Below are 10,059 nucleotides of genomic sequence, written 5' to 3' on the forward strand. Positions count from 1 at the left end.
GGTTCAGACATCCTCCATATGCGAGGCGTCGAACGCTCCGGGCAGCAAGTCTCCGATGGTGGTTTGAAATTCGGCCCCATCCACAGTGGCCAAGATCACTTTGACGTCGCTCTTGCCGAATTCAGCCAGCTTCTGACGGCACCCACCGCAAGGCGGCACGGGTTGCGGCGAGGACGCGACCACGTAAACTTCGGTCAGGCTCTGTTCGCCCGCGGCAACCATTGCGGCGATCGCTCCGGCCTCGGCGCACGTACCTTCGGGGTAAGCCACGTTTTCGACATTACAACCCGAGAAAATCTGACCCGACGCAGACCGTATCGCCGCTCCGACTTTGAAATTGGAATAAGGCGCGTAGGCTTTTTCCCGTACAGACAAAGCTGCGTTTTTCAAAGTCATAGCGATTCCCCAATTTTTTGATCATCTGGTCAGAAGGACATACCCTAAATGAAACCGACTGGGGAGTTGAAGCCCCGGGCGAAAAATTCCTTAACCCAACGTCGTATTGAATGTGCCCGGCAAGGTGACTTCGAGCAACTCAATGTCCTCTGAGGGATCAGCCAGTCGGGTACGCATCCCTGGCGGGATAACAAAGGCGTCGCCCTGTTCTAGCCGATAGGAATCTCGGTCTTCGCCCTCCAGCGTAACCTCTCCGTTCATGACAAAGGTAAAGTGGATATCGGTATCGTGGGCTGCCCAGACCGGATCACCTTGCCCTTTGCGTACCACCTGCACTCCGGCGACACTGTTCGTGTTCTCGGCAATGGTAGTATCCCGGCAAATATAGCCCGGCAGTCGGAACGGGCCCCATTCAGCCCCCTCTGCCTGATTGAAGACGAACCGTTGGCCTTGCCATTCCCTGTCTGGGCGATAATGCGGTGTTGGCAGCTTCATCTCGTGATCAATCTCGGTGACGTGTTCAGCTGGAACACCGATTTCGATCACTTGGACATTGTCCGAGGCCTCAAGCACGCGATGACGGATTTCCGGTGGCTGAATAAAGCAATCACCCGCCGTTAAACGCATTTTGTCGCCTTGATCTTCATAGATCACATCAACCCAGCCGTTGATGCAAAAGATCAATTGGAACCCGACCTTGTGGAAATGCACCATATCCGGAACCGGACCACCGTCAGGAATTCGGATGTGGCTGGCGATGATTGAGCCGCCTAACCGATCCGGTACTAAATCGCGATAGTGCATCCCAGCGCGGCCAATGATCCACGGCGCTTGATCCTTGAGCCTGCGCACCACAAACGAGTGCACCGTGTCGGGCATCACCAATGGAGGGTTCAGTTCGTCGATTTCCACCCGAGTGCCATTGGGGGCCACCAAAACGCGTTGACCGTCTGCGAAGTCACTTGGGTTGTCCGTCAAGATGCGGAGAGTTCCGGGAGCTTCGGGTGCGTTTTTTTCAATCCTTATGCGCAAACCATGGCCGGAAAAAACAGCGACGCGCGGATCATCTGCGGGATAAATCATATCCATCCGCATACCCAGAACTTTGGTGTAAAACGGGATATCGTTGCGCAGTTCCTGCGTTGGCAGGCGGATTTCAGCGCATGTTTGGTTTTGCGGTTTGTTCATCTGATGTCTCAACGACCTTGGTTTTTGGCCATCCGATCAGAACGGCGGCCAAAATGCCAATCGAAAAGAACATCTCGAGGGTTTCTTCCAACACAAACAGCCGCGTCACCATTACGTCCGAAAGCTGGGAACCAAAGGCGCTGCTGACTTCTTCAAGACCCTGAGCCACTACAGCCGACATGCCGGCCAGAAAGAACACCAACAGAAAAGGGGCACGTATCTTTAACGCGCGCCAGGCATTGGGTGCCCCATGCCAAACCACACCGCCTAGTACGACAATTGCGAGCGCCACGCGGACAGCGGTCAAATCCAGCAGAGCGTCCAGACCACTCAAAATCGCGTATGGTACGCTGTCTACTGCATAAATATCGGACTCAAGTTCCCGTTCCGCCAGCAACAACAAGACTACACCGATATACAACCGGCTGATCCCACGATACCAGTAAAGTGAGGCCAAACCCGCGACCAACAGTGCGACTGCAGAGCCTGTTTCGATCAGTCCGCCTTCGTGATTGAACTCCGCCGCACGCATGGGCCACAACCAGATTGCGCACAATACCGTAGCAGCCAAGAAAATGGCCGCACGGAAAACAAAGCGATGGGTTCCGAAGCCATCTGAATTCAGCGAGAGGGCAACGCCCGTCTCGAAGTCTTCCTTGTAACTCATGACTGTCTGCTCGATGAAGTTGAGTGAGTGGTCAAAGGTTGGAGGAATGTAAATGTTTTGCAACAATATTCAAGCGTAGCGCCAAAATGACTGAAATTTACTCGTCAAGTGACGCAACGTAGCCAAGCCCTCAAAAAAAGTTTAAGGCTAAATCAAATTTCGGAACGGAGCTGAAACACAAATGTCCGACACACCCAGCCTGCGGCAGGCCGCGCTTGACTATCACGCTCATCCAAAGCCCGGCAAGCTGGAGATCAAAGCGACAAAACCGATGGCAAACGGTCGTGATCTGGCACGTGCGTATTCCCCCGGAGTCGCTGAAGCCAGTCTTGAGATTAAGGCCGACGCACAAAATGCTGAACTTTATACGGCGCGCGGCAACCTTGTTGCGGTTGTTTCAAATGGCACCGCAGTTCTGGGGCTTGGCAATATCGGCGCGCTGGCCTCAAAGCCTGTGATGGAAGGCAAGGCCGTTTTATTCAAAAAGTTTGCCGGGATCGACTGTTTTGACATCGAAGTCGATCAACCCGATCCGGAAAAGCTAGCCGACATCGTCTGCGCGCTGGAACCAACATTTGGCGCCATTAACTTGGAAGACATCAAAGCCCCAGACTGCTTTGTCGTCGAGAAAATCTGCCGCGAGCGGATGAACATTCCAGTATTTCACGACGACCAACACGGCACAGCTATCGTGGTTGGTGCGGCGGCCAAAAACGCGCTGCATGTCGCTGGTAAAAGTTTCGAAGACATCAAAGTGGTTTCGACCGGCGGCGGCGCTGCTGGGATCGCCTGCTTGATTATGTTGGTCAAGCTGGGGGTCAAACGCGAAAATATCTGGCTGTGCGATATTCACGGTGTGGTCTACGATGGCCGGGCCGAGGACATGAACCCGCTTAAGGATCAGTTCGCACAAAAATCCGACTTGCGCACTTTGGATGATGTGATTGGCGATGCCGATCTTTTCCTTGGCCTTAGTGGTCCTAACGTTCTGAAACCAGAGATGGTTAAGAAAATGGCCAAGAAGCCGATCATCTTCGCGCTGGCCAACCCAACACCTGAAATCCTGCCGCAAGCAGCGCGCGAGGTTGTCCCGGACGCGATCATCGCAACCGGACGCAGCGACTTCCCCAACCAGGTGAACAACGTCCTGTGCTTCCCCTTCATCTTCCGAGGTGCGCTGGACGTCGGCGCGACCGAAATCAATGATGAAATGCAGATCGCTTGCGTCGATGGCATCGCGGAAATGGCCCGCGCGACCACAAGCGCCGAAGCCGCTGCGGCTTACAAAGGCGAACAACTGACATTTGGACCGGATTATTTGATCCCTAAACCATTTGACCCACGCCTTGTGGGTGTTGTCTCATCCGCCGTTGCCAAGGCCGCCATGAAAAGCGGCGTCGCCAAACGTCCGATCGATGACATCGAGGCCTACAAAGAGCGGCTTAACCAGACCGTATTCAAGTCTGCCCTACTCATGCGCCCAGTATTCGAGGCCGCCAAGGTTGCATCCCGGCGCATCGTCTTCGCCGAAGGTGAAGACGAGCGGGTTTTGCGATGTGCGCAGGCCGTCCTTGAAGAAACCACAGAAACTCCGATCCTGATTGGTCGCCCCGAGGTAATCGAGGCCCGCTGTGAACGGCTGGGCCTAGCCGTACGTCCTGGGCAGGATTTCCAGATCGTCAATCCGCATGACGATCCTCGTTACTATGATTACTGGAACTCTTACCACCAAATCATGCAACGACGTGGTGTGACACCGGATCAGGCAAAGGCGATCATGCGCACCAACAACACCGCCATCGGTGCGATCATGGTGCATCGGGGTGAGGCCGACAGCCTCATCTGCGGTACTTTCGGTGAATATCGCTGGCATCTCAACTATGTCGAACAAGTATTGGGCACCGGCGATCTGCGCCCGCACGGCGCGCTGTCGTTGATGATCCTCGAAGACGGCCCCCTGTTCATTGCCGACACCCACGTGCGCCAACTTCCTAATCCTGCGGAACTGGCCGAAATTACACTGGGTGCCGCCCGTCATGTCCGCCGGTTCGGGATCGAGCCTAAGATCGCCTTTTGCTCACAATCGCAATTCGGCAACCAGGCCGAAGGGTCTGGTAAGCGCCTGCGCGACGCAATGGCTATTCTGGACAGTGAGCCGCGCGATTTCATCTATGAAGGTGAGATGAATCTGGACACGGCCTTGGACCCGGAACTGCGTGAGCGAATTTTCCCAAATTCGCGTCTTGAGGGGGCCGCGAATGTGTTGATTTTTGCCCACGCGGATGCCGCCAGCGGTGTACGCAATATCTTGAAGATGAAAGCTGACGGCCTTGAGGTCGGACCGATCTTGATGGGCATGGGCAATAAGGCACATATCGTGACACCCTCGATCACGGCGCGCGGCCTGCTGAACATGGCGGCAATTGGTGGTACTCCGGTTGCTCACTACGGATAGCCCTAAAAACTACACTCAGGTGTCCGCGGGCGCCTGAGCACCCATCGCCAGTGATTCTTTGCACGTAAAACTTTGCAGATTTGCAATCACAACTCACAGATGCGTGTAACTTTGCTCTAAGCAATCAGTTTGCAAAAATTTGCAGACCAATTTCGCGAAATCTGCAAAGTTTTTGCGATAAAATGACGCCCCGTTAATCCGCTCGCTTGTGTGCTGCCCCCTAGCGGCTTTACACAATTCACCAAGATGAAGGAGGAGGTCTTCGTGGCATATCAGGACGTATACGAGAGCTGGAAATCCGACCCCGAGGCATTCTGGATGGAAGCCGCTAAAGGGATCGATTGGGTTCAACCACCGACCAAGGCGTTATTCGACGATAAAGCGCCACTTTATGAATGGTTCTGCGATGCCAAGGTCAATACGTGCTGGAACGCTGTTGACCGCCATGTCGAAAACGGCCGCGGAGAGCAGACGGCCATCATCTATGACAGCCCGATCACACACACCAAGCGCGAGATATCGTATGTTGAACTTCGCAACCGGGTGGCCACGCTAGCCGGAGCGCTGCGGGGCAAAGGCGTCGAAAAAGGCGACCGGGTCATCATCTATATGCCAATGATCCCCGAGGCACTTGAGGCGATGCTGGCCTGCGCTCGTCTTGGGGCTATCCACTCGGTGGTGTTTGGCGGCTTTGCAAGCAACGAACTGGCTGTTCGCATCGACGACGCCAAGCCCAAGGCAATCATCGCTGCCTCATGCGGGATAGAGCCGGGCCGCGTCGTCCATTATAAACCTCTCCTTGATGGTGCCATTGAGATGGCAAGCCACAAACCCGATTTCTGCGTAATCTTCCAGCGCGAACAGGAAGTGGCGCAGCTGATCGAGGGCCGCGACTATAATTGGCACGGGTTTCAATACGGCGTTGAACCGGCGGAATGCGTGCCGGTCGATGGCAATGACCCTGCCTATATTCTCTACACCTCAGGCACTACCGGAGCGCCCAAAGGCGTTGTACGCCCCACCGCAGGACATCTGGTAGCGCTGAACTGGACGATGAAGAATATATATAACGTCGATCCGGGTGATGTGTTCTGGGCGGCGTCCGATGTAGGCTGGGTCGTCGGACACTCCTATATCTGCTACGCCCCGCTGATCCACGGAAACACCACCATCGTGTTCGAGGGCAAGCCGGTCGGCACACCTGATGCAGGCACCTTCTGGCGGGTGATTTCCGAACATAATGTCAAAACCTTTTTTACTGCCCCCACCGCCCTCCGAGCCGTCAAGCGCGAGGACCCTAAGGGCGAGATGATCGAGAAGTACGACCTGACCTGCCTGAACGCCGTGTTCCTAGCGGGCGAACGTGCCGACCCAGATACAATTGAATGGGCGCAAGATGCGTTGAAAGTCCCGGTTATCGATCACTGGTGGCAGACGGAAACCGGCTGGACGATCGCTGGCAATCCGCTAGGGATCGAGGAACTGCCGATTAAGCTGGGTTCTCCGGCCAAACCGATGCCGGGTTACGACGTTCAGATTTTGGACGAAGGCGGCCATCCCATGAAACCCGGCGAGCTGGGCGCGATCGCCGTGAAGCTGCCCCTGCCACCCGGCACTCTGCCGACTCTATGGGACGCTGAGGATCGGTTCAAAAGCTCATACCTAAACCAGTTCCCGGGCTATTATGAAACCGGCGACGCAGGTATGATTGATGAGGATGGCTATCTTTACATCATGGCGCGCACCGATGATGTGATTAACGTCGCGGGTCACCGCCTGTCCACCGGCGGGATGGAGGAAGTTCTGGCCGCCCACCCTGACGTTGCCGAATGCGCTGTGATTGGTGTGTCGGACCAACTTAAAGGTCAAATGCCCGTGGGGTTTCTTTGTTTGAACGCTGGATGTGAGCGCGACCACGTTGAGGTCGTACAGGATGTGGTAAAGCTGGTGCGTGAAAAAATTGGCCCGGTTGCCGCGTTCAAACAGGCCGTTGTGGTGGACCGTCTCCCCAAGACGCGGTCTGGAAAAATCCTGCGCGGGACGATGGTGTCTATAGCAGACAGCAAAGAATACAAGATGCCTGCAACAATTGACGATCCAGCCATTCTGGAAGAAATCACTGTTGCTCTGAAATCCATAGGATTTGCACAGTAAAATAGCTGCGGGCGGCCTTCGGTCGCCCAACCCGCGCCTTTTACTTGCAACCAGACCCGAGGCCCCTACTGTCTGATAGAGACAGTGAGGCCCTATGACACATACCGACATCTGGCGCCTTAGCGCCAAGGAGCTGACCGCGCTTACGCGCAGCGGGCGCCTAAGCGCTGAAGACGCGGTGCAGGCGTCCATCGATCGGATGCGCGAGGTCAACCCGGACTTGAACGCCGTTGTCGAAGACCTAAGCGCCGAGGCACTGAGCCGGGCGCACGCACTTGATCAGGCTAAGGCAAAGGGGGCGCCAAGCGGACCGCTGCACGGAGTGCCGGTCACCATAAAGATCAACGTTGATCAAATAGGGCATGCCACCTCAAATGGTGTTGTCGCTCTGAAGGATGTGATCGCCCCAGGTGACGCGCCTGTTGTCCGCAATCTACTAAATGCCGGTGCCGTGGTGATCGGGCGCACCAACACGCCCGAATTTTCGTTCCGTGCCGATACCGATAACCCGTTGCATGGCAGGACGCATAATCCGTGGGGTCGCCATATCTCATCAGGCGGTTCTTCGGGCGGCGCCGGCGCGGCAGTAATGGCCGGGATCGGAGCGCTGGCCCATGGCAATGACATCGGCGGCAGTCTTCGCTTTCCAGCCGCTGCAAACGGGGCAGTAACAGTGAAACCGGGCCTTGGGCGTGTGCCTGCCTGGAATCCCAGCCAGAAAGTCGAGCGGGGACTGCTCGCACAATCCATGTCTGTGCAAGGCTTGATCACCCGATCTGCCGCCGATCTTCATCTTTCTATGCCGAGTCTGATCGCTGCTGACCCGCGCGATCCGTTTCACGTTCCGATGCCATGGCGCGGAGAGACGCCAGACGGTCCAATCAAGGTCGCGTTTACCAAGGAAACTTTTGGTTATGCCCTGCACCCCGAAGTGGAAAAGGCGCTGGACATAGCTCGTGATGCTTTGGTTGACGCTGGCTATCACGTAGAAGAAGTTTCACCGCCGGATGTCTTTGAATGTGGTCGCGCCGGATACCGGGCATTGATGGGTGAAGTTCTTACCCTCTTGAAAAGTGATATTGAAGCCGCCGGTTCCGAGACCATTCGTGAGATTTTCGACGTTTATTTTCAAGAATTTCCACCGATCGTTGGTACTGAACTGGTCCAGATGTTGGCGAAACGCACCCATTTTGCACGCGAATGGTCTTTGTTTCTGGAAGACTATCCGCTGGTACTTTCTCCTTTCCTGCCGCAACCTTTTTTCAAGCCAGATCGGGATACAGAAGGTGCTGAAGGCGTGCATGAAGTACTGGGCTGCGCGGTCTATTCCTATTCGATGAACTTCCTGGGGCTACCCGCCGCCTGCGTGCCAGCGCGTCTGGCGGACCTGCCGCATGGTCCGCAACCGATCAATGTCCAGATTGCAGCGCGACGTTGGCGAGAGGATCTGGCAGTGGACGCCGCTGCCGCAATTGAGGAACGCGTGGGTCAAATGTGCCTGCCGCTTTGGGATAAAATTGACGCTGTCGAAAAAGGCTCACCAAAGAAATAGACCCCGGGGTTTTGTGCCCGGGGCCTGCTTGCTTAAATAAACCCGGAAATCTTGCGACGAGCGTAGCACCACCTACCCTCGCCGGCGCGAAAACTGCGCATTCGTTCGAAAACGCCGTTTGGTGGCCACTCACTCCCACCTTTGGCGTGTTCTCCGGGCAAATTCAGGTTAGCAAAAGATAAACGATCCTCGTGTGAACTGGATCACATAAGCCCGAAAAAGTCTTATTCTGAGAGATCAGGTAAACTGTTCCGAGATCAAGCGCTCTTCCAACCCATGACCAGGGTCAAAAAGGATTCGGTGTTGTATGGACGGCTCGGACCGGATTTCAACCCAGTCGATATCGGGAAAAGAAACAGAGTCCGCATCTGCCATCACCGGGCGCTTATCTGCGTCCAGCACGTCAAAACGCACTTTCGCATTTTTGGGCAACAACGCTCCTCGCCAGCGACGCGGGCGGAAGGCAGCAATCGCTGTCAGAGCAAGTACATCCGATCCGATAGGCAAAATAGGGCCGTGCGCTGAATAGTTATAGGCTGTCGATCCGGCTGGCGTAGAAAGCAAGGCACCGTCACAGACCAACTCAGCCATGCGTAACCGCCCATCAACACTGATCTTCAACCGCGCGGCTTGCGGACCTGCCCGCAACAGCGACACTTCGTTGATCGCCAGCGCAACGTGCAATTTGCCAGACTGATCCATTGCCTGCATGGCTAGCGGATTTATCACCTCTTCCTCGGCTGCGGCTAACCGTTCCATCAGGTCGGTTTCGTGAAACTCGTTCATCAAGAAGCCGATAGTCCCGCGATTCATTCCGTAGACCGGTGTATCGAGGTGCTGCATGCTGTGCAGCGTGTGCAACATGAAGCCATCTCCACCAAGCGCAACAACCACGTCTGCATCCCTGGGCGCCGCGTTGCCATAGCGTTTTACAAGGCGATCTCGCGCCATTTGCGCCACTTTTACGTCGCTGGCAAGAAAGGCGATTCTCTTTGTCATTTTTTCCGGTTTCCGGTGCTGCACATTTGGTTCCGAAACAAACATACCTTTCCCCAATAGGCCAGACTTGACGCCACAGCGGGCCAAATCGTCGCTTTACGGCTTTTGGAAAAGTATCGTTTCCGATAGGAAATCTGCAAGATAATCCCCAGCCATGTGGAGCCCCCATGAACGTCAATCTTCGTGATAACGGATTTTTCACCCAGTCCCTTTCTGACCGTGATCCAGAACTTTTTGGCTCGATCACGTCCGAGCTGGGTCGTCAGCGCGACGAGATCGAGCTGATCGCCTCTGAAAACATCGTCTCTGCCGCCGTGATGGAGGCGCAGGGCTCGGTGATGACCAACAAATACGCCGAAGGCTATCCGGGGCGCCGCTATTATGGCGGCTGCCAGTTTGTAGATATCGCCGAAAACCTGGCCATCGACCGCGCCAAGCAGCTGTTTGGCTGTGGTTTTGCCAACGTCCAGCCAAACTCGGGCAGCCAGGCCAACCAGGGCGTGTTTCAGGCGCTGATCCAACCCGGCGATACCATTCTGGGCATGAGCCTGGATGCCGGTGGTCACCTGACCCACGGCGCGCGGCCTAACCAGTCGGGCAAGTGGTTCAACGCGGTGCAGTACGGCGTCCGCAAGGAAGACAACATGC

Annotated in this window: 8 protein-coding genes; 4 read left to right on the forward strand and 4 right to left on the reverse strand. The window is 55.6% G+C overall.

Annotated elements, in window-relative coordinates; all coding sequences use genetic code 11:
• Window positions 1-3: 3 nt before the first annotated feature.
• The 3 genes from ACR0L3_RS09355 to ACR0L3_RS09365 all read right to left on the reverse strand — a co-directional run bounded on the left by ACR0L3_RS09355 (window position 4) and on the right by ACR0L3_RS09365 (window position 2,251).
• Complete coding sequence (locus tag ACR0L3_RS09355; protein ID WP_480745432.1) at window positions 4-396, reverse strand: cytidine deaminase; 393 nt, start codon at window positions 394-396, stop codon at window positions 4-6.
• A gap of 90 nt (window positions 397-486) precedes the next feature.
• Window positions 487-1,584 carry a cupin domain-containing protein gene (locus tag ACR0L3_RS09360; RefSeq protein ID WP_480745433.1) on the reverse strand — a complete coding sequence of 366 codons (1,098 nt, stop codon included), beginning with the start codon at window positions 1,582-1,584 and terminating at the stop codon, window positions 487-489.
• Window positions 1,553-2,251, reverse strand: a complete 699-nt coding sequence (locus tag ACR0L3_RS09365; RefSeq protein ID WP_480745434.1) for a hypothetical protein — start codon at window positions 2,249-2,251, stop codon at window positions 1,553-1,555. The genes ACR0L3_RS09360 and ACR0L3_RS09365 overlap by 32 nt, the downstream gene beginning before the upstream one ends.
• Before the next feature lie 181 nt (window positions 2,252-2,432).
• Here ACR0L3_RS09365 and ACR0L3_RS09370 point away from each other — a divergent pair, with 181 nt between their 5' ends.
• From ACR0L3_RS09370 to ACR0L3_RS09380, 3 genes are all read left to right on the forward strand, one after another.
• On the forward strand, window positions 2,433-4,706 hold the full coding sequence (locus ACR0L3_RS09370; protein ID WP_480745435.1) for an NADP-dependent malic enzyme: 2,274 nt from the start codon (window positions 2,433-2,435) through the stop codon (window positions 4,704-4,706).
• A 264-nt stretch (window positions 4,707-4,970) separates the two neighbouring features.
• Entirely contained in the window at window positions 4,971-6,860 is a 1,890-nt protein-coding gene (prpE, locus tag ACR0L3_RS09375; protein WP_480745436.1) for a propionate-CoA ligase PrpE, read from the forward strand.
• Between the two features lie 94 nt (window positions 6,861-6,954).
• Window positions 6,955-8,412, forward strand: a complete 1,458-nt coding sequence (locus tag ACR0L3_RS09380) for an amidase family protein (protein WP_480745437.1) — start codon at window positions 6,955-6,957, stop codon at window positions 8,410-8,412.
• 237 nt (window positions 8,413-8,649) lie between these two features.
• On the opposite strand, the gene ACR0L3_RS09385 is transcribed toward ACR0L3_RS09380, so the two are convergent.
• Window positions 8,650-9,411, reverse strand: a complete 762-nt coding sequence (locus ACR0L3_RS09385) for an NAD kinase (RefSeq protein WP_480745438.1) — start codon at window positions 9,409-9,411, stop codon at window positions 8,650-8,652.
• 167 nt (window positions 9,412-9,578) lie between these two features.
• On the opposite strand from ACR0L3_RS09385, the gene ACR0L3_RS09390 reads away from it, so the two are divergent.
• The coding region (locus ACR0L3_RS09390; RefSeq protein WP_480745439.1) for a PLP-dependent aminotransferase family protein at window positions 9,579-10,059 on the forward strand (481 nt) is incomplete at its 3' end.

The sequence above is a fragment of the Ruegeria sp. CK1 genome (genome assembly GCF_056536545.1).